General features: G+C 36.3%; 23 protein-coding genes and 1 riboswitch. Of the genes, 15 read left to right on the top strand and 8 right to left on the bottom strand.

Annotation, left to right across the window (positions count from 1 at the left end; translation table 11 throughout):
- Positions 1 to 2: 2 nt before the first annotated feature.
- The 7 genes from I6U49_RS04465 to I6U49_RS04435 all read right to left on the bottom strand — a co-directional run bounded on the left by I6U49_RS04465 (position 3) and on the right by I6U49_RS04435 (position 7,942).
- Entirely contained in the window at positions 3 to 203 is a 201-nt protein-coding gene (locus I6U49_RS04465; protein WP_198627748.1) for a hypothetical protein, read from the bottom strand.
- Positions 200 to 2,494 carry a DEAD/DEAH box helicase family protein gene (locus I6U49_RS04460; protein WP_198627747.1) on the bottom strand — a complete coding sequence of 765 codons (2,295 nt, stop codon included), beginning with the start codon at positions 2,492 to 2,494 and terminating at the stop codon, positions 200 to 202. The genes I6U49_RS04465 and I6U49_RS04460 overlap by 4 nt, the downstream gene beginning before the upstream one ends.
- 258 nt (positions 2,495 to 2,752) lie before the next feature.
- Positions 2,753 to 2,980 (bottom strand): helix-turn-helix domain-containing protein, encoded by a 228-nt coding sequence (locus I6U49_RS04455; RefSeq protein ID WP_198627746.1) that lies wholly within the window; start codon positions 2,978 to 2,980, stop codon positions 2,753 to 2,755.
- Positions 2,981 to 3,300: 320 nt separating this feature from the next.
- On the bottom strand, positions 3,301 to 5,166 hold the full coding sequence (locus I6U49_RS04450) for a DUF2075 domain-containing protein (protein WP_198627745.1): 1,866 nt from the start codon (positions 5,164 to 5,166) through the stop codon (positions 3,301 to 3,303).
- Complete coding sequence (locus I6U49_RS04445) at positions 5,163 to 5,492, bottom strand: nucleotide pyrophosphohydrolase (RefSeq protein WP_198627744.1); 330 nt, start codon at positions 5,490 to 5,492, stop codon at positions 5,163 to 5,165. Before I6U49_RS04445 ends, I6U49_RS04450 begins: the two co-directional genes overlap by 4 nt.
- Before the next feature lie 3 nt (positions 5,493 to 5,495).
- Entirely contained in the window at positions 5,496 to 7,460 is a 1,965-nt protein-coding gene (locus I6U49_RS04440) for a tetratricopeptide repeat protein (protein ID WP_198627743.1), read from the bottom strand.
- Between the two features lie 83 nt (positions 7,461 to 7,543).
- A complete protein-coding gene (locus I6U49_RS04435; protein WP_198627742.1) occupies positions 7,544 to 7,942 on the bottom strand; it encodes a replication initiation protein in 399 nt (132 codons plus the stop codon).
- A 103-nt stretch (positions 7,943 to 8,045) separates the two neighbouring features.
- Positions 8,046 to 8,143, top strand: a riboswitch (SAM-I-IV-variant riboswitch).
- Positions 8,144 to 8,208: 65 nt separating this feature from the next.
- Here I6U49_RS04435 and I6U49_RS04430 point away from each other — a divergent pair.
- From I6U49_RS04430 to I6U49_RS04360, 15 genes are all read left to right on the top strand, one after another.
- The gene (locus I6U49_RS04430; protein ID WP_198627741.1) at positions 8,209 to 8,517 is read left to right on the top strand and encodes a hypothetical protein; all 309 of its coding nucleotides are present in this window, start codon (positions 8,209 to 8,211) and stop codon (positions 8,515 to 8,517) included.
- Between the two features lie 102 nt (positions 8,518 to 8,619).
- Entirely contained in the window at positions 8,620 to 10,059 is a 1,440-nt protein-coding gene (locus I6U49_RS04425) for a hypothetical protein (RefSeq protein ID WP_198627740.1), read from the top strand.
- A 118-nt stretch (positions 10,060 to 10,177) separates the two neighbouring features.
- A complete protein-coding gene (locus I6U49_RS04420) occupies positions 10,178 to 10,600 on the top strand; it encodes a hypothetical protein (RefSeq protein WP_198627739.1) in 423 nt (140 codons plus the stop codon).
- Between the two features lie 41 nt (positions 10,601 to 10,641).
- Positions 10,642 to 11,244 carry a murein L,D-transpeptidase catalytic domain-containing protein gene (locus tag I6U49_RS04415; RefSeq protein ID WP_198627738.1) on the top strand — a complete coding sequence of 201 codons (603 nt, stop codon included), beginning with the start codon at positions 10,642 to 10,644 and terminating at the stop codon, positions 11,242 to 11,244.
- Between the two features lie 10 nt (positions 11,245 to 11,254).
- Complete coding sequence (locus tag I6U49_RS04410; protein ID WP_198627737.1) at positions 11,255 to 12,025, top strand: ADP-ribosylglycohydrolase family protein; 771 nt, start codon at positions 11,255 to 11,257, stop codon at positions 12,023 to 12,025.
- 25 nt (positions 12,026 to 12,050) lie between these two features.
- Positions 12,051 to 13,109 carry a leucine-rich repeat domain-containing protein gene (locus tag I6U49_RS04405; RefSeq protein WP_198627736.1) on the top strand — a complete coding sequence of 353 codons (1,059 nt, stop codon included), beginning with the start codon at positions 12,051 to 12,053 and terminating at the stop codon, positions 13,107 to 13,109.
- 211 nt (positions 13,110 to 13,320) lie between these two features.
- Complete coding sequence (locus I6U49_RS04400) at positions 13,321 to 14,553, top strand: hypothetical protein (protein ID WP_232804633.1); 1,233 nt, start codon at positions 13,321 to 13,323, stop codon at positions 14,551 to 14,553.
- A gap of 36 nt (positions 14,554 to 14,589) precedes the next feature.
- Entirely contained in the window at positions 14,590 to 15,441 is an 852-nt protein-coding gene (locus I6U49_RS04395; protein ID WP_198627735.1) for a hypothetical protein, read from the top strand.
- A gap of 170 nt (positions 15,442 to 15,611) precedes the next feature.
- A complete protein-coding gene (locus I6U49_RS04390; protein ID WP_198627734.1) occupies positions 15,612 to 16,103 on the top strand; it encodes a hypothetical protein in 492 nt (163 codons plus the stop codon).
- Between the two features lie 46 nt (positions 16,104 to 16,149).
- Entirely contained in the window at positions 16,150 to 16,785 is a 636-nt protein-coding gene (locus I6U49_RS04385) for a vWA domain-containing protein (RefSeq protein ID WP_198627733.1), read from the top strand.
- A 445-nt stretch (positions 16,786 to 17,230) separates the two neighbouring features.
- Entirely contained in the window at positions 17,231 to 17,854 is a 624-nt protein-coding gene (locus tag I6U49_RS04380; RefSeq protein WP_198627732.1) for an RNA polymerase sigma factor, read from the top strand.
- A 1-nt stretch (position 17,855) separates the two neighbouring features.
- Positions 17,856 to 19,052: a tetratricopeptide repeat protein gene (locus tag I6U49_RS04375; protein ID WP_198627731.1), complete on the top strand. Its 1,197-nt coding sequence runs from the start codon at positions 17,856 to 17,858 to the stop codon at positions 19,050 to 19,052.
- 16 nt (positions 19,053 to 19,068) lie between these two features.
- Complete coding sequence (locus I6U49_RS04370; protein WP_198627730.1) at positions 19,069 to 22,107, top strand: CHAT domain-containing protein; 3,039 nt, start codon at positions 19,069 to 19,071, stop codon at positions 22,105 to 22,107.
- A gap of 1,018 nt (positions 22,108 to 23,125) precedes the next feature.
- Positions 23,126 to 23,563 carry a hypothetical protein gene (locus tag I6U49_RS04365; RefSeq protein ID WP_198627729.1) on the top strand — a complete coding sequence of 146 codons (438 nt, stop codon included), beginning with the start codon at positions 23,126 to 23,128 and terminating at the stop codon, positions 23,561 to 23,563.
- 27 nt (positions 23,564 to 23,590) lie between these two features.
- Positions 23,591 to 24,331: a glycoside hydrolase family 25 protein gene (locus I6U49_RS04360; RefSeq protein WP_198627728.1), complete on the top strand. Its 741-nt coding sequence runs from the start codon at positions 23,591 to 23,593 to the stop codon at positions 24,329 to 24,331.
- A 44-nt stretch (positions 24,332 to 24,375) separates the two neighbouring features.
- Here the strand turns inward: I6U49_RS04360 and I6U49_RS04355 are convergent, their stop codons facing one another.
- Positions 24,376 to 25,539, bottom strand: coding sequence for an AlbA family DNA-binding domain-containing protein (locus I6U49_RS04355; RefSeq protein WP_198627727.1), 1,164 nt, complete (start codon positions 25,537 to 25,539; stop codon positions 24,376 to 24,378).
- Between the last annotated feature and the right edge of the window lies 1 nt (position 25,540).

Raw genomic sequence — 25,540 nt, 5'->3', positions numbered from 1 at the left:
TATTATTTGATTTTGTTATACAAATCATTTTCTAAACTCTTAGCAACACTTCCTTCTTGTGAATGGGAACTATCTACTTCAACTACATAATCAACTAATTTTTTTGAAATTTCCAACAGAATAGTTCTATCCAAATTTGTATCACTAAAATTATTAGTCTCATTAATTATGCTTTCTAATAGCCTATCATTGGTGGTTTTCATATTTTCTCAATTTTATCGTTTTCAATTTTATCGTTCTCAATATTTTCATTTATAAGATTGAATATATCAAGATTGAATTCATCTGCAACTTCCCGAATTTTATCATTTATTACGTCCATCATGTTTTCACTGGAGTACAAAAAATTTGCAACTCTTGCTAGTTCATTTTTAAAAATTCGTACTTCCATTTCTCTAAGTGCCGGATCTTCATAATTTAATATGTTCATTGAGGGTGTTACTATCATATCATAGATATTTGCATAATCTTTACCTTTATGAAGTCTCAATACTCGACCTCTTCTCTGAATAAATTGTCTAGGATTACCTGTGCTCGCGCAGAAAATAGCATTTTTAGTTATTGGAATGTCTACGCCTTCATCCAGAGCCTTCATTGCGGTAAGAATCTCGAGTTCCCCTTTTTTAAATTGATTTAATATTTTATTTCTATTCTTAGTTTCACCAAGAAATTGGTAAGTTTTATAACCAAAACCGTTTATAATCTCTGAATATGTATTTATTATTCGAACGTCTTCTTCTTCAATTTCTGAATTATCTGTGGTGCCATTATCTGGTTCGTATCCCTCCGGAACATAGACAAACGTATATTTGAGAGTTTCATTTTTAAGCTTGACATCCTCAAATATTTGTTTCAAACATTCTTTTTTGTTCTGAGCTTTGTGAATTATCCTCTTTCTCTGAATCAATTTTTGGGTAGCAGAATCTTTCCATTTATCGTTAGTGAAATCATAGTGTTTCACTAATTCCCTTGTAATTTCGAGATAATTTTCTAACTCATCATGTTCCAGATTTACAAAATACGGATAGTAAAAATATGGAGTTAAAAAGCCTTGGTCAATAGCCTCACGCATTGAAAATTTGTAAGTATAATTGGGAGGAGTGGATTTAAAAAACTCATATAACTTGGAGGAGCCAGATTCGTCATATATTCTTTCTGGTGTTGCTGAAAGACCAATTCGTTTAGATATGTTATGCGGTAAATTTTTTAAAGAACCGGGGGCACCTAAATTATGTGCTTCATCGGCAATTAAAATAGTGTTTTTATCAGCAATTTTTTTGATAAGCTTTTGGCATTTTAATTTATTAAAACTAGCATATGTAGTTATAAATACATAATTGTGATTTTCACCAATTCCGTGTTTTTTATTCAATAGAACTCTTCTTAAGTCCGAATCCCAATTTTTACTCTTGGTTGTAGAAATAATATTTTTAAAATTAAATTTCTTTGCTTCCTCGATCCATTGATTTACTAAAGTAACAGTAGGTACGGTTATTACAATTGAATAACCATTATTTTTCTTAAATTCTTCAACAGCACAGTTTAATGAAGTGATAGTTTTCCCTGTCCCTGTTGCCATTGCAAAAATTCCTTTATATCCATTTTTTATCCATTCGGTATTTGCTTCAACTTGATATGGTCTTGGTTCAGAACTTTTACCATCGAAAGAGGGAAATTGTGGCTCACTATTATGATCAGCTAATTCGGTAATTATTTCCTTTTGGATTTCCTTTGAAAATTTTCGATAATTATTTCTTATGTAATCATCCATTTTATTTTTAAATGAGTCTCTATCAATTTTTCTAAAGCCGATTTTATTTAAGGTCTCTTTTAATTCATTAGATTTAATTTCTAAAACTTTCCAGTCTTCATCCCCGTGATTAAATGTATTTTCAAATTCCTCAATAGTTGCTTTGATATTCTTGGTAGCAGATTTCTCATTCCAAAATGAACAAAATGCATTAGTATCCTCTCTATTAAATAAAAAAGCTTGTTCAGATGCATTTGCAGAACCTGATAACACCACGACATTGTCCTTTGCGTCCTTAAATATGCTGTTTTTGTGATGTGAAATGCCCCTACTATTATTAGAATTAATTAATACTTTTAATTCTAATAAATTGTTATGAACTAAATATGATACACATTCAGTAAATAGTTCAGAATCTTTCCCCTCTAATGCTCTCTTTAATTTGATTAAATCTTTAAATACATTTAAATTTTCAAAGCTATAAGCTGAGTCTGTTAAAATTTTATAATCATTTTCGGAAATGCGCTCATTACAGTAAATACGAACTTTCCCATTGTTGGTTATAATAAATTTAGAAAGAGGATATGCTAGTAATTTTAAAGAACTTAAACTAAAATAACCTAGTCCTACATCCCAGGAGTTAGAGTTGCATAATGTTCGGTAGTATAGATTAAAAACATCATCCTTGTAAAACTTGGATTTTCCAGTCTCAAGATTAAGCTCTTTTATTTTTGATAAATCCATTTAAATTGTAATACTCAATTTTGGTAAAATTTCGGCTTAGATTTAAACTTTAGTTTTGTTCTAATTTGATCATGTTGAAAAGCGAAAATTGTATTATCTTCCTAGTATCAATTTGTTTTCCTGGACATTTAGCATTTAAATTGTACACATTTCTGCATTTTTCCAATGATAATTTTTCCTCCTTGAATTCTGTAGGGTGAATTCATAAAGGAACCATAGTAGGTTAGAGAAAACTATAAATTTTTAAAATCTTCAATATTAAAATCCTTCTTCAAAAAATTCTTTTAGAGAAACATTTAGATGCTCCAAAATCCTACAAAGAGTAGAAAATTTTATATTACCACCGTTTTCATATTTCCCATACTGTGACCTGGATATTCCAACATCATAAGCCAAATGCTCATAATTTGTATATCCTTTAAGTTTTCGAAAATATTTCAGGCGATTACCTAAATCTTGAAGCTTTTTCTCCTCTAAAGAATCCATAGCTTCAAATTTGGAGATTTTGGATGAGATTCTGTACCTGCTAAAGTGTGGTTTTTAACATTTATTTAGTTTTTTTAGTCTTGCAATCTAATTTCAAAATCAGAAAAAATTTTAGTTGAAATTTTGGGATTTACGAACCGTAATTTCTGAGTTTGGATTGTGGATTTTTTTATTAATAACCAGCTAATTTTTTTACCATGATTTTAAGTATTCCCTTATTAGTTTTGGGAGAATTGTAGTAAAACGGGGAATTTAAGATAGATTTCCTTTTTCCAATTACCTAAATATTGAACTCTTTTTGGAATAAATATTTCTGGATTTTAAAATGTTTTTTGAACAGCATTTTTAAAATACTGTGCGGTTTCCAGATCGGTACAATAAATATAACAGCCTTTCATACCCCTGGTCATTAGGGTACGATAAGTGTTTCTAATGATGTCTTTGATTAAAGGTTTCCAGTATTCAGGGTTGTTTTTAACACCACTTTTCCACCCAAAAACTGTCCTGTCGCCTTTATCCCGAGCTTTTGGATTTACCAGGACATTCCCATCACGAATAATTAAGTCATCCCCTATAATCACACCTACGTAGTCTACCTCCAAGCCTTGGGCGGTATGTATACAGCCGATCTCTGTAACCGAGTTTGGATCGATAATAAATTTCCCGCCATAATCGGTCATATTCCAGCGGGCATTGAAACCGAATTCATCTTCAGTGAAATCATATTTTTTAGGATCTTTCTTACTATCCCAGGGCCAGCAATAACCAGCGAGTAACCGGGCTTTATTGTTAATCTTATTTTTCTCAAAAATTGCTTCCCGAAGACTTTTGGGATCATCAAAAACTCTAAAATCGTATTCATAATCCAGACTATCTAGATCAGAATTTGCTGTCTCTCTAATCTGAAGCGTATTATCTACCCAGGCGAGATATCCATCTGAGCCATTACACCTGAACTGGGATTCCAATTTTTGCTTGTGAATGGTAATACCCAGTTCGCTTGCTATTTCTTCAATGACGAAGATCTCCCCGTAATCGTCTACGGATACCCGTTGGTCTTCATCAATGAAAAATATACTTGAGACCGAAGAATTTAAAATTTCCTTTATTTGATTATCCCCACGTTTTAGAAAGCCAGTGCGCTCCGTTAGACGGTGAGCTTCGTCAACTATAAGGGTGTTGATTACGTTCTTTGGAGCACTGATAAAGGTACCTGAACCTACAAACAATGCTCTAAGCTCTGTCATTCGTTTTTCGCCCTTTAATTTTTCAAAATACACATCTCTAGGGGCAGAAGTTTTAGTGACGTATTGCGCCATTTTCCCCCGTTTATTTAATTCAACTAAAAGGTTTATTGCAACAACGGATTTTCCGGTCCCGGGACCGCCCTCCACTATCAATACATTTTTATTTTGTTCATGAGACTGGAGCCCTAACTGGAGGGCAGTCTCATAGACGAGTTTTTGATCATCTATCATCACAAACTCCTTATTCCCCTTGATCATGCTTTTAAGACTATCGGCCAGGCTTTTGGTAGGTTTAATTTTACCATTGTCTATGCGAAACATGATATTGGAATTATCTCCCTTCTTGATAAATTTTTTAATGAATTCCCTAAGCTTTCGAGCATCAGGTTTTAGGAAGACGGGAGCTTTCTCTAAGTAATATGAATAAAAATCATGAGTGATATTATCATCAGGAGCATAATTATGAAGGTATGCGCAGGGGTAGAGCGCAATTGACTCTTCATCTACAGTAGCATTAAAAGAGGTTAGAAGAGCCGCATAGGACCAAGCTTGGTAGGAAGGATGGCTGGTCTCAGTTTCACCAAACTGAAAGCGGGTTTTCACGATACCATCTTTAGTAGTTATACTGGCTTGCTCCCATTGTTTTAATTCAATTATAATGACATTTTCCTGGTCTCCATCTCTGCCTGTGATAATAAAATCTACTCTTTTCGAGGTATGGGGCAGATGATACTCAAGAGAAACACCGCTATCATCAGGAATATCAGGATCACTTAAGACTCTCTCCATAAAACCCAGGGAATTCTCAAATGAACGAACTTCATTCTTAGCTACCTTTTTCCCGGTCTTCTGCATAATATGAGAAGAAATGATATTCCCAATGTCATTGGTAAGGATATCATTACTAAAGTCTTCCTTGGTTTTCCTGTATACTATCATAGGTCAGTATACTTTGCTGAAGTGCCTTTAGCCTTAGAAACAGGATACTTATTGTCGTTTAATTTAATCTTGTCTGATATTATCTGATTTATATCCAGGTCGTGTTTCTGAGCCAGGAGGAGACAAAACGATAGTACATCTGCCAGTTCTTCTTTAAGAGCATCCATATTGAAATCTTCATTATCCTTCCAGAGGAAAACTTCCAATAATTCGTTGGCTTCAATCGAAATAGCGAGCGCTAAATCTTTTGAATTATGGAATTGCTTCCAGTCTCTTTTATCGCGGAACTCGACCAGTTTCTCTATTGTTTTATCTAATTCGTTCATATTTTAAAGATTGGTTAGTTGTTTGGCCAGGTCATATTCCTTGTCAAATGGCATTTGCAATTGGGATAACATTTCCGGAATGGCCAAAGCCCAGCTCACATAGTAATAGGCTAAGGTTTTATAACCGCTGAAATTACTTCCGGGAATTGAAGGTACATCATAGCCACTCTGTTTTTTAGGATCTATCCCCGCCATCCCAAGAGTAGCAAATTCAAAAGCTATTTTTTTTATTTCTTCAGAAGCGTGTTTTTCGAAAAATTGCAGGGCATCGACCATATACATCACTACAGCCTGGTTGGTATCTTCAGAGGAGTGATTCTTTAGAAAATCTTTCATTTTCTTCTCCTGAGCTGGATCAGAGGATTCAAGATTTAACGGATCCCTATCGATATCGGACATTACCTCATCGACTGTTTTGCGCCGGAAATCATCCTCGGGAACTAATTCAAAATATGAATCGAGTTGCAAATCTTCCCCCCAATGCTGAATCAATTCGTATTCTTCACCCGGTTCTTTATCCCGGCGATATTCCTCGAATTCTTTAAAGAATTCCCGGGCCTGTTTTATTTCCGCTTTGGTTGGTTTGTGATCATTAGTCAGATCTAACTGATAAAGATCTTTGAATAGTAAGGCATTAGTGAGATTGTAAATTTTTGATTTACTTATTATCTGTGATGGAGCATTTTTTACTATCTCGGGGTTGGTGGTAGCCTGGATACCTTCCTGGATTAAATTATAAAGCGATAAAAACTGGAAGGGACGTAAAGCTTCGAAATCCTTATAAATGCGATCTTCAATAAAAAGATCGATTGGGGTATTGAAGACCTGACTATTAATGCCATCAAACAAGGCTGTGAAATAATTATTGATCGATGCCTGGTCTACACCTTTTTTGGCAAGAGTAACCGCATATTTCTTATAGGCATTCAGGAACCTGTTTTTTGAATTGCTATTTGAAGTGAAAAGTTTATTTACCTTCTCTTCCCGGGCTTCGGTTGCCAGTTGAAGATGCATCAGTTCGTGCAGGATGAGGTGTTCTACTGCCGGATATTGGGATTTATATCTTACCAGATGATAATTCCGGTCATAGCTCTGGGCATATTCAATTTTAGCTGCTGTAGGGATTGTAGCATCCTCTTCAATTTGGATAGGAATATTCGTTTGTTCCTCCAGATTTTTAGAAAAACGATCTACTATTTCCCCGGCTTCAAAGGTTTTTTGATAATGTTTTGCCGTATTAACCAGAAAGTTAAAAGAGTTCTTAAAGAGGTCATCTTTCTTAGGGTTATATTTTAATGCCGCTAATGCATAATTAAAAGCCTCAAGATATTCTCCGTTTTTCTCTGCCAGCAAACCTAAGGCAAGATGAGTATTGGGGTATTCAGGATTAGCTTTTAGAGCTTTTTCAAAGTAGGTTAAAGCGGAAGCTGCTTTTCCCAGGTTCATCAAATTAGCCCCAATATTATTCAAGCTAATATGATCTTTTGGATTGGTTTTCAAAACCTGGTTGTAGTAAGTCAAAGCTGTATTAACGTCATTCTTAGAACGGCTGAAGATATTACCCATCATAACCAGGGCATGCTCATTTTCCGGATCCCAGCGCAGGGCATCGATCAAGGTGTTTATGGCGTCCTCCTGATGACCAAGCTCTGAATAAATTTGCCCAAGTATTCGATGGTATTCTGAGATTTCAGGTGCCGTAGCGGTAAGTTCCTCAGCCAAAGGTTTTGCTTCTTCAAAACGAGAGGCTTCACATAGGGAAATTAATTTCTTATACTTAGTTTGTTCGACATCAATCTTTTTAATATCAAGTGAGACTGTAATGAAATCATCGGTAAATTTTACTTTGGGTTTTTGAGCACCAACAGTATAATAATCTATAAGTGCATTTTCAATAGATTCCCGGTCGTGAGCTATATCCGGGAATAGTTCTTTAAGAAATTCGTTATTCGGAATTATTATGGTCATTTAAATTGAATTCTGTTTTTAGAAGTAAGTGCTTCAAAATTAAGGATTATTTAAGACTTCCCGGGATCGAGCATTCATAAGATTCAGGAGGGAAAATTTATCCCCGGATCAAGCTGATCCTCATTTTGTTCCAGCATAATGGTTTCATCATCATAAACTATCACTACCCGGTTTTGATGCAATTTTTCCATTAGATTTTCACAGAGTTGAAGAATAGCATTTTTCAGATCTGTTACCGGATAGGGAAATTTAGGGTACTGGATGAAGCTAAGATCGTATGAGGGTTCATCCTGACCGCTAAAAATTATGGAGCAAGGTGATATTTTAGCACTTAGTTTAATATCCAATTTTTCATTAATCTCTTTTTGTGCTGAGGTAACCGCCTTTTTAAAATCACTGATTGGTATCATCTCTTCTGAATATCCTTTTTTGGCTCCAAAGGTGGCTACCGCCCTAAAGGTTTCGATGGTTTTATGCTTCATAAGTTTTCTAATGAATAATTCTACAGCAAGATAGATTTTATATTAATCTACAGAAAGAGGTACAGGAATTAATTGGGGAATTGAGGATAAAAGCTTATATTCGCAACATCATTACGAATCTCTTAAATGAGATAGCAACCAGCGATAACAAGCAACGGTGCTAAAATAATGAGCCTTGATCAAGGAAATAAAATGTTAATTCCATTATTTACTTTTTAAGAGCTCGTGGCGTAGTGATGTTATTATTAATTTAAAATCATTACTAAATGCAGCAAAAAGATTTTCCCTGTAGACCTCTTAATAATCTGGTGGAGGAATATCATTTAATAATTAATTCCACCTACGCTGATTCTCCGGAAAGAAGAGAGGCAGTTCTTATCTATCATAAAATACTTGCCTATGTAGATAAGCATTCTAAGAAGACAATTAATTTGAACAAGCTTGCTCCCCAAACATTGCTTTTTCTAAGGCTTAGAGGGGTAAAGTTGAGGATAAAAAGAGCAGGAGGCACGAAGCTAACCAGGAAGCCCATGAGAAGAAAGGGCCCGTATAGTTGGGATTATAGAGATGTATAAATAAAGTTCTGGTAAGGTTACTTTTTTCGAGTGGATCTATTAATAATAAAGGAGAATCTTTATTTCATATGCTGTTATAAGTAAAAAACAAAACTTCAAAAGATGAATCAGATAAAATTCAAAATGCTTGCCAGTGGCTATCCAGGCTTCGATTTTCCGGAGGACCTGGTGGAAGAGGTAGATCTATCTGGTTTCTACGAGACTGAAGAAAATCGGTTTCCACTATACATTGGAACTCAGTTTGGAATATTTCCCCGCGACTTTCCTGAAGAAACCTTTGAAGGAAAAAAGATTGCCGTTCTAAATAAGTCTCTGTTATCCGGCCTACAAACAGGAATTATTATCTATGAGATCAGGAATGGAAAAAGGATTGAAATTCAGAAGATCTCTTTGGAAGGGCTTGCGTGGAATTGGGAAAAATTGAAGAAATATCATAAAGAACCATTAAGCGCACCCAAAATCAAGATACCCGGGTTTTACGTAAATGAAATTTGGTTCTATTTTGAATTGATAGGAAACAAGTACAGAGGTTTTTCTCTTCCTGAAGCTTATCAACAGGCAATTTCTGCGGCATACAAAGATTTCGTGGTCTTTGGTCATGAAAACAGGGGAAGTGATTGGATTAGTTTTCTTAGATCTGAGCGAGCAGAGGATTACCTAAATCTATTTCGCCTGCTGGATAAATGTATAGAAGCTCTGTACCCTGATCTAAAAAATCTTCCTCTACCGCTGGAAAGAGTTCTCGAATTGTTTAGAAATATTAGAAACCCGTATCAAAAACGAAGTAAAAAGTATCCAGAGCTGCCGGCGGAGGAGGATATTCTATTGCTGTCAGATTTCGGACTTTGTGTTTATTATAACAACTTCATAAATATCAATGCTTACGAGGCGAGGACGACACAGAATGCAATACTTGAAGAATTCAGGTATCGGGAATTTTATATAAAGAATGAATATCTCTTAAAAAATCAGGCTAATCCCATCCGGATCGATAAAATTCATGGAGTACCTGTACTTATGATAAATAAAGATGTAGGTTACAGAGAAGACAAAGAGCTTGCTTCTATGGAACCAGGAGCTAGCAATGCCCAACTGATTTATGAACGTTATTACGGATTGTACAACAAACTTACAGATGTTCAGCTTGTCGCCGAGCTTAATAAGCAAATTGAGATTCGTTATTGGGGAATGAGCAGGGCTGCTGTTATTAGGGCTATAAAGGCACAGCTGAAAATTCGTGAAATCGATACGAGCTCTATTGCAGATAATACGTCTTTTTCACTGGCGTACTGTGTAGTGCTGAAAAACAAAAAGTTGATTCGGCTCGGAGAACTTGGTCAGGATCAATTGAGGTCAATTCTTAAGGCATATTTGAAAAAATGTTACCCGGCTCACAACCTAAAGAAGATCAGGATCATCAATTATGACCTGGATAAACTGGAAATGCTGAGTTTAGATTATAGCAAGATCTACGTAATACCGATCAACGATCTCCTGAAAAAGAAGGGTGAGATGAGAGTAATTGAAGCCCCCGAATCATAAACAGAAAAAAAGCATTTAAATAAGGAGCCAAATTTGGGTTACCTATTTCAACGGGTGCTATTAATAGTAAAAAGAAGGAAATAATAAATTATGGCACTTATAAAATTTAACGAAACGTATGTCTGGTCCTGATCCACTTTCCCACTTTACCTATCTGGAAATTCAGAAACGGATTGTGAGGGGCTTTCAGGAGTTAAAGACAGTAACTGAAGAACTGGCCTCCAGGACCCGGCAATTGGGCTGGAAACAAAGGAACGTTTTGATAGATCATGTATACTCCGATTATCAAAAACATCATCAATTAGCTTTTGCGAGAAGAGAATGGGAGGAGACTTCCCGGGAATATAACATGCATAAAGGACTTTATGAACTAATGCGGGAGTATAGAGACATCTACGGGTATTTTCCGGAGTATATGGAATTGTATGATCAAATAGATAGAATATTAGACTTGGCAGGTAGACAGGATGAATTTGAAATTGCCCGTTTCATTTTAAATTGGAAACAAAAGCTGTTTTTTAAAGATCAGTTTCAGGATTAATTCTCTTCGAAAAATTATAGTTAACCCATGATAAAAAAATAATGAAAATTTCATCCGGCTTAGTACTACTATTTATAGCTTTTTTATTGCTGTGGTTGTATTATATCCATTCAGTAAATGAGAATGTTCACCGATATAATGAAGAGATTGAGGAAATCAAATCCACTTTAAAAAACGCTAATTATAATAATGAATATTGTTTTTTAGTCGACTTCTCTCTCCATAGTGGAAAAAAAAGAATGTTCCTCTATAACTTGAAAACGCAAAAGATCGAAAGATCATTTATGGTAGCTCATGGAGAAGGATGCGGGCAGGAGAACGGTACCCCGGAAACCTTCAGTAATATTCCTAATAGCCTATGCTCCAGCGAGGGCATGGCGGTTATAGGTAACAGGGATTATAGCAACTGGGGGATTAATATAAAATACTGGTTGGAAGGGCTTGATAAAACCAATAATAATATGCGTAAAAGAGTGGTGGTAATCCACTCCTGGTCAGGAATACCCGATTTTTCAATTTATCCATTTAAAATTGTTCAAAGTCAGGGATGTTTTACAATGTCCAATAGTGCTTTAACATACCTGGATAATTTCATTTCTAAGCAGGATAATAAAAGAATTCTATTCTATACTTTCAAATCTTAATTTTTAAAAAATGATAGGATCAATAATTGGTGATATTGTAGGCTCAGTTTTCGAACACCGGAACATAAAGATTACAGATTTTAAGTTGTTTAACTTTGGTGCCAGATTTACAGATGATACAGTATTAACTGTGGCAATAGCAGATGCCATTCTTAATGAGATACCTTATGAAATCGCATTACGAAGATGGGGGCAGAATTATCCCGGGAAAGGTTACGGTAATAAATTTGATAATTGGTTGTATGCTGAAGATCCGCAGCCATATAATTCTTGGGGGAACGGCTCTGCAATGAGAGTAAGTCCGGTTGGTTTCGCATTTAACAGTTTAGAAAAGGTATTGGAAGAAGCCAAAAAAACGGCTGAAGTCACTCATGATCACCCTGAAGGAATAAAAGGAGCTCAGGCTGTAGCCGCAGCTATTTTTTTGGCCCGAACCGGTAGCAGTAAGGCTGAAATAAAAGCCTATATAGAGGATGAATTTAATTATGATCTCAGTCGGACTGTTGAAGAAATTAGACCAGGATATAAGTTTGATATCAGTTGCCAGGGATCTGTGCCGGGAGCTATCATCTGTTTCCTGGAGAGTGAAGATTATGAATCCTGCATAAGGTTATCTATATCAATAGGAGGTGATAGTGATACCATAGCCTGTATTGCGGGAGGAATCGCCCAGGCCTATTATAAGTTTATAGCTCCCGAATTAATTGACACTGCAATTATAAAATTGACGGATGAGATGATTGGTATCTTAGAAGAATTTGAAAAGGAATTTTTTAATTAAATTAAAAAATTTAAAAGCTCTGAGAATGGCTAAAAGAAAAAATGGTTGTTGGATTCACGTAATAACACTGATCCTGGTTATAGTAGTCCTTATGGCTATTGATGGTTCCTTGGGGGTTTTACTATCTATAATTTCTATTCCAGTCGGCTTGATTGCCTTGATTAGTTATTTTTCTACTGAAAGAAAAGAAAATAAGCCAGATAGAACAGCGGATAAATTTAATGGTTTAACACCTAAAAAAAATAAAAAATCTTTTAAGCCTCAGCAGTTTAAATACAAAAATAAAGAATTAGTCGGTCGTATTGAAGGGGTGAATTTACCGAATGAAATAAAGAATATTTCTGATTTGAAATCCCTGGTGCTTAGCACGACTCATCCCTTTGAAATTTCCGATTTCGTGAATAAAAACCCCGAAATAAGATATCTCAGTTTAACTGGACCCTTTTGGTTTAAAAATAATATTAAACCAACGTTGAATCATCTTACCATTAATTCTAACGATAATTTTTATACGGTGATTAGGCAATTTTCCAATCTTCACCAATTGCATTTTTTAACCTTACGGATTAATAATTTAAAGGTTGAAGAAATATTACAATTTTGTAGAAGTGTAAATACCTTGTCATTACATATAGGTTTAATTGAATTTCCTTACGAGGTACTCAGGCTACCAAACCTTCAATTCCTGGACCTTTCACATAATAAAATTGAAACAATATCTGAACAAAACATTAAGTATTATAGTTCGAAAAAATTAAAAATCCAGACCTTGAACCTTTCGTTCAATAAGCTTAAGACGGTGCCCTCCTCTCTTTTTGAATTAAATACTCGCATAACAATTAATTTAAAAGAGAATCCCATTAAAACCAGATATTTAAAAAAACTCTACAAAGAATATAACGATCAAGTGGGGTTCAGTTATGACCAAAACAGAATCGCGACTCGTACTTTTCATCCACAGACTTGGTTAACTCTAAAGATTCTCCTTTCCCTCCTATTGGTTTTATTCCCAATTATGATTTTAGAAAGCTTCTTAGGCTCAGTTCTTCTAGGTGTTTTTGTTTGGTCTGCATGGAGAGTATAAAATCACTCTTACACTAAAAAATCACAAGAAAGGACAGGGTAGCTGCAGTTTTATTTTAATAAGGAACGGCTTATCGTGCTCCCATTTCTATTGTACAATTTCTTTACCCTCTTATCTATTTTCAAAAATTTTTCAGCTAAGAACGGTTACCTTTTCTTCTGAATGCTATTAATGGTTAAACAAACACATTAACCAAATAATTATTAGCATTATGGAAACACAATCGAACAACCTTTCTATCGTACCCCCTGCTTCTCAGGAAGAAACTTCTTCTACAAAGAGAATCGAAAAAATTAGAAGCTTCGCGAATTATGCCCTTCAAAAAGCTGGGCTAAACAACGGCGATGCCACTTCAATGAAAACATTCCTGAAATGGATTAAGGACGGCTATATCGTTGATGAGGCATATAACGAAAAAGAGCATGAGTCTCACAAGAGGAAGATTCAGGTCCTTATTTCGGAAAAGAAAGATGACAGGGAAAAACTGGAATGTGAAAAAAAGACCATTCAGGATGTCCGTCTCAAAGATGAACAACAGAAGATAAATGATTATGAAGAGGAAATTCAACAAACCAAATTAGATCTTGAACAAAACAAGATTAATACTGGTTACAGCAGTATAAAATTCTTCACCTACGTTTCCCTTACAATACTATTATCGGTATACCTGATCTTGTTTTATGCTTCGGCGGTGTACGCATCATTTTTTAGAAATGCTGCGTCAATTATTAATACAGCCGGCGATGATATTGTACTATATCTGGATAATATCTTCGATGTGCAGGGAATATTTACACCTGCCCCGGCTTTGATTATTGTTTATCTAGCCGCCTTCCTGTTTTTTGCTATAGGCCTCATGCCACACACAATAGACGGAAAGTATAAAAAGATAAAAGTGGGCTTTGCTATTCTTGGAGCTTTCATTGTAGACTCTCTCCTTGCCTATAAAATCGATTCCGGTATTCATGACCTGAAAGTAATGGCCGGAATTGCGGGTGACGACTGGAATTTCCTCACCAGCATTAACTTTTATCTCGTCCTGGCCTTCGGTTTCGTAGCTTACCTGGTTTGGGGTTATATGTTTGATCTGATGCTCAAGGAGAAGAACAAAAAAAATGCAGAGATCTCTGCCGCACTGGTAATTAAAGACCTCAAAACCAAGATCAGAAAACAGAAAGATCTCATTGCCGACTTAAAAGCCACTGTTCTTGACTTGGAATCCAGGGTAAATATGCTAGAGGAGAAAATGGAGGAGCTTAAAAAAGAACTGGATAAGGCCATGCTCAATCCCGATCTGTTGTCTCAGAACCTTACCAGTTTCTATATGGGATGGAGACAATTCCTAAACGGTTCCCCCGATTTTGACTCCAAAAAGGAGGAGTGTGAGAAAGTATATAACGAATTCATGGAAACGCATTTTAAGAAGCTACCATCCCTCAATTAATTCTTTACTATTTACCTAACTATTAAACTATACATCATGAAAAATATAATATTCTTATGCTCTTTAGCTGCGCTGATTTTTAATCTTAGTATTTCAAAAGCTTATGCCGAGAGCAACTCCAAACGTAAACCTGTTAATTATACAGTGGTCCTGGATCTTAGTGATAGGGTCCTGAATAATGATCAACTGCAGAAGGATTTTAAACTCATCCGTAAGTTATTTCGGGAGTTTGAAACAAAAGCCCGGCGTGGGCTCATATTGACCTCCAAAGACCGCTTTGCGGTAAGGATCATACCTCAGAAAGGAAGTCCGCTGGACATTGGCTCTTTTGAAGATCAGCTTCAGATTAATCTTGATGAAATCCCGGTTCAGAATAAGAACAAAAGAATGGAAGACTTTGTCGCTTCTTTTGAAAAGGTGCTGGACCGTCTTGAGAAACAGTCTCTCATTGGAAAAGAAACCAACGACTTTTTTGGAGTTGATATCTGGGCTTATATGAATGACAATGCTGATAGCTTCAGTAAACCTGGGTATAAAAATTTAGTACTTATAGCCACAGATGGATATTTTGATTTTGAAAGCCGGTCTCACGTGATGAGAACAGGCAACAGGTATACCAGTACTCAGTTCATGACAGAATTAACCGATCACGATTGGAAGGAAAAAGCCGAAGCTAACGACTACGGATTGATTCCTATCGAATTAAAGGCAGATATCGAATGGATTGTTTCCGGTATCTCCAGCAAAGATGAACAGGATATCCTTCAAAATAAAAAGATCATTTACATCTGGGAAAAATGGTTGCGGGAATCCGGTGCGAGTAAATACCACTTTATTCTTAACAACTCCGGTACTCAGATGGCCTCTAAATTATTAGCTGTTCTCTAATTGTGTTGTTTGTTTTGAGGCCGCCTCCTTTTGTAGGGGATGGGGGTGGCTTCTTTTAAAAAACCAAGTTATTAAATGAGCATAACGGAAACGCGATACGAACACTACTGAAGATATGCGAATTACTTCCGAGCTTTCGGGAGACCATTAAAAACAATAAATATCTATATATGAAAACTATTCAAATAACTATAGCCTGTGTTCTGCTGACTATGATCTCAGTTTCCGCTCAGGATCAGGATATCAATGTCCTGGAAAAATTCATTATTCTGGATGCAACCGAGAACGGAGTGGATATCACGCCACAGCTAATTGAAAATGAAGCATTTCTATCCTTATATGAATTAGAAGGAGAGGATGCAGTCTATTTTGCCAACGTTTGGCCCGTGGCTGAAACCATAAGTCATGGTATTGTATACGATGCTGAAATAGAAGAGTTCAAAGAAACCGATGAAACCTTTGCCAATGATAGAATTTCCTTTCTGTGGAAATATAGTAATACCTATGATGAGGTTAAAGGAACTGCCAGAGTAAGGATCCATAAGATATATAAACCACAGGGGATCTATTTTGAAGTGGTCGTTGTTCCTGAAGATCTTGATTTACTCGTATACAAGGGCTATGTGGAGGGCACACTCAATTTAAATGTTTATGATCAATAGCGGTCGTTAAAATAAATCTCCTAATAACTAATTAAAACTTTTAAAAATGAAAGCAAAACACCAGGTACACAACTTAATAATCCTTGATGAGAGCGGCTCTATGAACGCTATCAAGCATCAAGTAATCAGAGGATTTAATGAAATAGTGCAGACCGTAAAGGCTGTTGAACAGAAGTATACGGATCAGGAACACTTTATCTCGTTTGTAACCTTCAACGGGCTGGGCATTACGGAGCATCTTTTCAACGTGCCGGTTAGGAATCTGCAAATTATAGATGAGAATAGTTACAAACCATGTGCAACTACTCCTTTATATGATGCAATGGGATTTAGTTTTTCTAAACTAGAAAAGGTTCTTCATGACAGCATTAATTATAATGTTCTGGTAACAGTCTTCACAGATGGAGAAGAAAACGCTTCTAAAGAGTTTAGCGGAATGGCAATAAAAGAAAAAATAGAAGAGCTTAAAGATAAGAGGTGGACTTTTACTTACACGGGAACAGATCATGATGTCCATCGAGCCGCCAGACGCCTGTCAATAAAGAACGTGGTGGAATTCACCTCGGATGAAGCTAAAATGAAAGAGATGTTCGAAAACGAAATTGCCTCTAGGTTTATTTACAGTGAGAATATAAGATCGAAAAAGGATACCAGTGAGAATTTCTACTCGAATGAATTTTAAAGTTATTATAAGAACAATAGGAAGGAGTCTTTCCTATTGTTCTTTTTTCTTAATGAGAGAGGAGCTCTGTTTTGTGCATCCCTGAATATTTCTTCAATACCATGGTTACCTATCGGTTGAATAACTATTAATGAATAGAACCAGTTTTATAAAAAATCACGAGAATATGAAAGTAAAGTTAAGATCATACAGTAATCCTCAACACTATGAATCAGATTTTCCTGAAAAAGAATTGCTAATGTACAGCACCACCGAAGCCTTAGCTTATGCAAGGAAGCAGATTGCAAAGGTACGGAGGACGAATAATTTTTTAGGATTTAAGATAATCAATACTAAAGGGGAACTCATGTTCAAGCTGCCAAGTTATTAGGTGGTAAGGGAAATTTATGCTGAAGATTATTAATTATTTCTTAATTTGTATGCCCAGAGAAAAATTTCCCCCGGTATGCCCGATCCCATATATCTTCAGCAGCTCCCTGACCGGGAACTGATAGCTTTAATAAAAAGTGATCCCGATTACATCAGTGTCGTTTATAAAAAAACCAGGGAATACTGCCTTCGATTTATGTATAAGATGAATACAGGTAGTAAAGTAAAAGAAGAGGATCTTCTTGAAATCTACCAGGAGGCAGTGATCATTCTTTATGAGAAAATCATTTATGAAGATTTTGAGCTTACAAATAATGCCAGTATTCAAACTTACCTTACTTCAGTATGCAGGTTTAAGTTATTAGACGAGTTTAAAAAGAAATTCCCAATATCTCTTGATGAAGAGGATGGGCCGGGATTAAGGCAGTTGGAAACCGATCCCGGAATTGAGGATGAACTTCAGGAGATCAGGGTGCAGAATGAGGTACAGTATAATGCCATCCAAATTGCCTTAGAAAAAATGCGAAAAGCCGGTGGTAATTGTTATGAAATTTTGACATTATATTGGTACCATGGTAAAAAACATGAGGAAATAGCCGAACTCCTGGGATATACTACAGCCGATAGTGCAAAAAACCAGAAATCCCGCTGTCAGAAAAAGCTGCAAAAGATTGCTCACGAAGAAGTAAAGAGAGATTAACATGGAAAAGGCTAATGTCATAGTAAAAGACTTACTGCTGCCGATATTGAAGGAAGATTCTAATTTAAAGGAAGTACCCAATGATCTCTTTTGGAATAACTTTTCAACTCTTTTTCTGGAATACCCAAAAGATTCTAAACCTGTAATTGCAGAATTATATCGCTTAGAACTTAATGATCCGGAGAAGGTCTTTGAAGAATTACCGCAAATTTACCGCAATTATATTGGGGAACTGGCTGAACAGTATGTCCTTGGTAATAAATCTGAAGCTGCTGAAATTCTCCGCCGGAATAGAGATAAGCTTTTCATAGATCAGGTAAGTTTTTTTAGGGAATTGAAGAATGCTGCTACAAGCCTTGAGCGCTCCAGGATGATCAGGGAAATTCCTGCTGCTTATGCAGCGCTTACAGGAGAGATTCCAGACGAAACTATTCAGGCTGCAATTAAGAAGGAGGGTAGAGAAGATCTGAAGGCTAAATTCAAAGCTCTGGAAGAAGAAATGAAGCTGGATGAGATTATGGAATCCAGTATGAATTATAATATGAGCCATAGGTTCAAAAGAAATAAGGAAAAGGCAGAATTTTCTTATCAGGAAGAGTCAGAATCAAATACAGAAACAAAATCCATCCGAAGTTCTTATAAATGGCTATATGCCGTAGCCGCTATCTTACTCATCGGATTCTTTATTTGGCAGCCTACCCAAATGTCCAATGATGAATTGTTTAATACCTATGCGGGGAATAGGGAAGTGATTTCCAGGGTCAATATTTATGCTTTTGAAAGTGTGGATAATGCTGTGGCCACCAGGGGAGGGGAAATTCAGCTTACTGGTTTAACCGGTTATGAAACTGAAAAGGCTTTTGAAGCTATAAGTTACATCCGGCAGGAGAAATTCCTCCAGGCAAAGAATATCCTTGAAGAACTTGATCTGGAAGAGAAAAATAATGAAATGCTGTTTTTCCTGGCTATTGCTCAAATGAATACTGGGGATTTCGATAGCGCAACAGAAACCCTTGAAAATCTTAATCGGCTTTCAATACCGGCTCTCGAAGATGATGTGAAATTCCATCTTGCACTGGCCTACATAAAGCAGGATGATAATAGCAAGGCTAAACCATTATTGCGCAATTTGGAAGAAACTCAGGGAGATTATTCCCGCGAAGCCTCTGATATATTGAAAAATATGAAATGGTTTTAAACCTTTACCCTTAAGTATGAAAGATAAGATTGAAACTTTTTTGTTCATATGCGGGTTTATTATTGCCCTGTGCGTGTTGGTCAACCTTTTTCATCTTATCTGGTATATAGCTGATCCTGAAGGCTTCTGGAGCTTCACCTTTTTTCTGGAACTATTGAGGATTGGGGGTTTTGTAATAATGTTCACTATTATTGCCCTTTTCCTGATTATTTATGTTTTTTCTTCGCTGATTGCTTCCTTCAGAAATGGTTTCAACAAAAAAGAATTTCTGAAAGGAATAGGCCTGCTGACTTTATTGATGATCATCCCATTCATAAATTATATGTTTTCGAATGCTCCTTTCTTATACATTACCGGAACTATGGCCGATAAATACAGCCATTTGAAAACAACCGAGAGATATCTTTATCGGGGAGAGACCTTAAAGGCTTGCGAATATGCTGAGAAAGCCTATGAAAAAGAGTTGAATAAAGGAAAAATAGCCTCTTTCTTTTTTCTGACTAATTGGTATTCCTCTACAGATTTTGATAGGTCTAAGCAATTAACATCCCGATACGCTGCCATTATTGCCTATGGCCTCTGTCAAAAAGAATCTTCCGGAAGCCTGGAGGGGGCAGAAGGCCTTTTTGAGAGAGCCCTAAGAATTTCTGATTCTGAACTTCTGCAGGAAGAAAAAGCATCTTTTCTTTCTTTTCCGTTGATGGCGCTGGCTGAAATAAATCTCCAGCGAGGTGATTATTTAAAAGCTGAGGAATATTTTGAACAACTTGAGGCATTTCATGCGGGAATAGGCTCCCAGGAAATTGAATACCGAATACAAGGGCGTTTATTTTTTGCCGATCGGGCCGTTAGAACTGGTGACTTGAAAAAAGCGGCAAATATCTATCTTAAAAATGTTCAGCTATATGAGGAGAATTCAGAAGATGAAGATTCCCCATTTTATTTGGGCTTATTGTTAATGGCAAGTCTAACAGAAACTCAATTTCAAAATTACCATCAGGCAAAAGAACTGATATTAAAGGCAGCATCCATAGCTGAAGAGAATGAAGATAATCTCCTTTATCCAAACTATTTAATAACCAAGGCTAATTTTATATATGAGGCAGCAATTAATGATTTAGATGCAAGCCAGCTAATAGAACGCTCCTGGTTTGAAAGACTCGGCGACATATTTAAGGCTGAAGAATCCTTACGGGAGCAATTGTTAAAGGAAGCCGAAGCTTTGTATTCCAGAGCTGTTGTAGAAAGTGCTGATAAATCAGGGCGGGAGAGTTATCTGTATGTTAGTAGTTTGAGGCAGTTGGGGGATTTTTATTATAAAACGGGAAAGTTTAAAAAGGCAGAAGAATCATTTAAGAAAGCTCAATTAATACTGGATCCGGTTAAAGATGAGAATCCCGATATTTACAATGATATTGTTTTATCCGGTCTGAGGACCAACAAAGAAATAGATTTTTCCCTCATAGCTAAAGTAGAAGATCAGATTTTCAGACGCATTAGCGCAAATTTTCTTTTTTTAACTGAAGAGGAGAAAGAAAACTATATAGCCAAAACCGAAAAGCAACTAGCTTTGGTTAATAGTATTTACATCAATGATGATTCCCCCAGGGCAAATAAACTGATATACAATAATATTCTTGCTACTAAACAGCTTGCCTTAAACTCCAGTAAACATATTAGACAATTTATTAATCAGGCTCCAATAGATCTGAATCGCGCATATACTGAAATCCTTAAAGAAAAGGAAAAACTCCAAAACATCACCAACCAGGAGAAACATAGAGTATTAAGTCGTGATTTAGCTGATAAAGAAAGAAACCTGAATCTTCAGATAGCAAAACAAATGACCTTTGCGCCTTTTGCCCCGAGAGAGGTAGAATGGGAGGGAATTAGAAATTCTTTAGGACAAAAAGAAGTCGCTATAGAAATGTTTGGACTTCCGGTTTGGGATGATCAGGCTCAGAAAGAAGATAACCGGTATTTTGCACTTGTTCTGAAAAGGGATTCAGACCACCCTGTCCTGCTGCCTCTTTTCCGGGAAAAGGAATTAGAAAAGCTGTTAAATAAGAGTGGGAGTACCAGCGAAAGCATCAATGCCATTTATGAAAGTGGAAGGGATGAATTACTTGAAATGCTTTGGAAACCTCTGTTAAGCAAGGTACATGAGGCTGATGCAGTTTACTTGTCGGTTAACGGAATTCTTCAAAACATTTCCTTTCCGGCCCTGTTACTCGACCAGCCGGGGGAATTGCATCTTCTTGGTTCTACAAGGGATATTTCTAAAGTAAAGGCTTCACAGCCGGTAAAAAAGAAACACCTCGCATTGTTCGGCGATGCAAATTTCAATTCCTCAGAAAATTCAGGGGAAACCCGGAGTTTTAGAACCGTGGAAAATCAGGTTAAACAAGGCCTCGAAGCTGGGCTTTTTCCTGCTCTGGAATATACCCGGCAGGAAATAGATACCATTGAAAAGATCTTCAGGCCTGTAGCAGGTAGTTTATTAAAATTGACCGGGGATGATGCTTCTGAAAAATCCTTCAGGAATTTAGATAACGGGTATAATATCGTCCACCTGGCCACCCACGGTTTTTACTTTAAATCAAATGCTGCCGTATTAACCCGGGGATTGGATTTGATAGAGGAAAACTATGCAGCAGATAATCCTATGTACAGAAGCGGATTATTGTTATCCGGTTCAGAAGATTTAAATAACCCCAGAAATAACGACGGTATTCTTACAGCCGTTGAAATCTCACGCATGGATCTCTCAGCAGTAGATCTTATGATTCTCTCAGCTTGTGAAACTGCAAGGGGGGACATCTCTGGAAGCGAAGGCGTTTTTGGCTTACAGCGTGCCCTGAAACTTGCAGGGGTGAAGGATCAGATTGTGAGTTTATGGCAGGTTCCCGATAAACAAACTGCCGAGTTGTTTGAAATCTTCTATAGACAATTTTCTCTTGGTAATACAGTGCATTCTTCATTAAATAAGGCGCAAACTCAAATGGCGCAAAAATATCCTCCGTTTTACTGGGCAGGTTTTATTTTATTGGAATAATTTATTATAAATTTCTATAGTCACTTCTCAATAAAATGTAGCTGCTTTATTACCTGATAATAAAGATCATACTGCCTGTCACTCAAATAAATTCAAATAAGCTGGTTACCTTTTTCTTCTTTTTCTATTAATGAGAAACCATCATTAACAGCTAGGAAAATGCAGGAAATATTTAAACAGATTTTGGCACCTGAAGACCGGCAGCTTTTCTATTTGTTCTTTTTGTGTATCGCCTGTTTTATTTCCATTTGTATGCTGATACGCAGCATTTTTCAATACTATATTCTTAAAAAGTGTAGCCGGACAAAGGAATAAGCCTTGGAATTTATTTTATAAAATCGGAAACAATCAAAACTGAAATATATGAAAAAAGTAATTCTGCATGTATCTCACTCTTGAACTTAACAGAAGAATAATCAATATAATCCATCCATCAGCATCCCTAACTAAAATAACTAAATAATCATCTATGGACCATACAACAATGGAATACTGGATAATTAATTCTGATTCCTTTTTGCACCAGATCTTTATGATAGTAATGAGCGGACTTTACGGCTTTGCCTGGTTGTTTGGCATATCTTATAAGGCTGCCAACATCTATCTCTATTTTGTATTATTCCCATTATCCTTTTTTCTGTTTTTCAAAGACTGGAAAGGAATTTTGATCTTGCCGGTTTCCCTGCTGTTTTTTCTGATCCCCGGCTTTGAATCTCTTTCTAATGATTTATTTAATATTTCTGTTAATTTTCTTAACTGGACAGCTGAAATTTTCAAATCAGATTATGTAACAATGTCGGTATATATCTGTGTGCTTATACCCCTTGTGATGTACTTACCCTTTACAATTTATAGATTCAACCGAAATCAGCTGAAATATCTAAGCCTCAGTCTTGGGGCTGGTATAATACTGTATATGATAGTGATATACCCGTTTTTTAAGGATTTTCTGATGTATGTACAGACTCATTATGCCTGATGACCATTTAATATGAATTACTAATTAAACATATAATCTATGTCATTTAATGTTACTACTCCAATTCTTTCTAGAGAAGAGACCATAAAATTTATAAACCAGATAGATCTTGCCTGTCGCTTGATGGATGCTCAAGTATTAAGGTGGGTTGTAGAAAAATTTAATCTCGCGGGTTTGGAAGACAGCCCGGAATTTTTGGCGGATGCCATTGAAAAACTGGAATTCTGGAAGCATCAAAAACGGCCGGTGAAGATCAAACAGGTTGGAAGTTTTGAAACGAAATGTATAGCTTGCGTGTTTGGGAAAAGTGTGAAAGGTTATTTGGTAAGCTATTCGGAAGAAATGGAAGAGGGTTTTAATGTCCATTATGAGCGACAGTTCGCAATAAATTTTCAGTTGGTAGAGGGAAGGCTTACTGATTTTGGATGGTGTAATGCCTTCTTAGAAGTTGAAGAGATAAAGGAATTAAGAAAATAAGGATCAAGGTTTTAAATAGAAATTATTATGTTGAAAAATTTTGCTTTTGTATTGATAGCCATATTCCTGGCAGCTATAGCGTTAAGCTTTGTATACCCCCAGCAAATCAAGGCTGAATTGATAGAATTCAGGGACCTGTTAAGAAAGACCGAATATTCTAATTTTCAACCCGGGGAAGAGCAGGTGTGGGGTATTGATATTTCCCATCATCAACAGCAAATAGACTGGAAAAAATTCAAGGCTCTACAGCCCGATTTTGTGTTTTTGAAAGCTACTGAAGGTTCAACCCACCGGGATAGCAGGTATAAAGAATACAAAAAGAAAGCAGAGGAACAAGGGGCTATTGTAGGAGCTTATCATTTCTTTAGTTATACATCGAGTGGAAAAGATCAGGCCAGGAATTTTTTGAAATTTGCAGGGCTGAAAAAAGGAGATCTACCACCTGTATTAGATGTTGAATTTACTTCGGGAATGCCCAATAAGAAAAGTGTGCAAAGGGAATTATTAGCTTTTATCCAATTTGTTGAGAAAGAGGTAGGCGTTAAACCTATAATTTATTGTGAATGTGACTATTTCGATAAATATCTGAAATCGGAATTAGGTGATGATTATATTTTATGGATAGCTGATTTCTGGAGAAAGCCCCGCTGCAAGTATCAATTTTGGCAGAAAACTGATAAGTTCAAACATCCTTCCTTTAAAGGTACTATAGATTACAACGTCTATAATGGTTCGGAAGAAAAACTGGAAAATTTATTGTTGGAATAAGAGCATTATTATAGGCTGTAGCAGAGAAATGCAGATTCATTACTCTATTTTATGTTAGGGCTCCAATGGTTGAAAATATAGTCTATAATCTCCTCAGTATCCTTAATCTCTGTTGTTGAAGCACTTCTTCTTGCAAAAAAATGCTTGGTGGTTTTGCCTGTGTTAGGGTTATGGTTTTTTAGGAATACAGGGCGGCTTGAAGGTTGGACCTTTATGGCTATGAATTCCTTATTTTCTAATTTTTCGAAAGAGGAATCAATTAGAGGAATGACTGCATCCCCGACATATGAATGAATTAATTGGTCAATGTTTAACTTGATCTTGTCTTTGGAACCTAAAAATTTAAGGTCGGCATCTATACCCTGAGGATTTCCCTCATCGGAAATTCCTATGAGTAGGACTCCACCCCTTGCATTTAAAAAACCACAAATGGTTTTAGCATTATTAAATCGAGGAATATGGTTGGGAGTGTCGGGCAGGAAATTATAAATTAAGCTTGGTTTAAATTCCAGGGTATTGGATTCACCCCCTTCGATTATATTTTCCCAAAGACTTTTGGAGTTGGTGTGTTTCCCTTCAATTTCTTCATTTAATTTCCTGTCATAAATTTCACGGGTGCTCCATTGCATAGGGGTAGGGAGTATAGTATAGTTTTCTGCTCCTTCTTCCTCCTCAGATTCTTCAAAATCCTCACCGTAATGTTGAACTTCCCTTGCTAAACTACTAGTGTCTATATCACATCGCCGATATAACCTCATCTCTGCAGTAAGATTATCAATAAGAGATTGCATATTAACTGGTTGGGATGACACTGAATGAATGGCTAAGGTACTATCTCCGTACCCAATCTCGTCGACTAGTTTATCATCGGTTATGACCAGTAAAACATCAAGGTCTTCACTAAATTCGCGATACTCCGTATAAGACAGAGCCATTTCCTCCAAACTAATATTTTCTTCGAAGTTCGGTATTTTTGGAATGTTCGATGGACTCACAATTTTAAAATTGCCATATTCCTCCTTTTGAATTTTATCATTAGTTTCAAGATTTTCAAGATAATCTGAAAAAGCATCAAAGGCTTCTTGCCTTGCCGTAAAAGGATCAGCATTGTGAAATTCTTTTTGCCAGTTTTGATGTGAAAGTTCTTTGTCTTTGTCCTGGACAAGAAGGTGGAAGGAAACTTTATAGAAGAAGGGGGGATTATTCATT

It is taken from the genome of Salegentibacter maritimus, from assembly GCF_016236915.1.
In the GTDB taxonomy this organism is placed as follows: Bacteria; Bacteroidota; Bacteroidia; order Flavobacteriales; family Flavobacteriaceae; genus Salegentibacter; species Salegentibacter maritimus.
The sequence above is the reverse complement of the archived record's forward strand: the minus strand, read 5'-3'. Positions and strand labels throughout refer to the sequence as shown.